This is a genomic window from Chryseobacterium sp. SIMBA_029, assembly GCF_046535275.1.
Classification (GTDB): domain Bacteria; phylum Bacteroidota; class Bacteroidia; order Flavobacteriales; family Weeksellaceae; genus Chryseobacterium.
In genome coordinates, this window is the sequence record NZ_JAWRXA010000285.1 from 1 (window position 1) to 274 (window position 274).

At 37.2% G+C, this 274-nt stretch carries 1 protein-coding gene; it reads right to left on the minus strand.

Features of this window, described 5'->3' with window-relative positions:
* Window positions 1-274, minus strand: a 274-nt coding sequence (locus SB679_RS24150; RefSeq protein ID WP_410704776.1) for a hypothetical protein, incomplete at both ends; no start/stop codon positions are given.

Here is a 274-nt window from a genome sequence, read left to right on the forward strand (position 1 = left end):
CTGTGGTAGTCTTAAGGAATTCGTCTTTACCCTCCTTGTTTTTCGCAGTAGTATTTCCATTTAATTTTTTAGCAGCGGCAGTCACAAGAGCCTCCTTATTGCCTCCTTCTTTTCCTTTAATAGAAGTTGGCAAAATTTTTATGAAAGTATCTGCAAAGCTTAATACTTTGTCTTCCCTTATCAGAACATTTGCAGAACTACCGAATATCGGGATACCATTAATCGTCTGCTGAATTCCTACAACATCTCCTTTTAAACTTTCCGAATGGTCAAT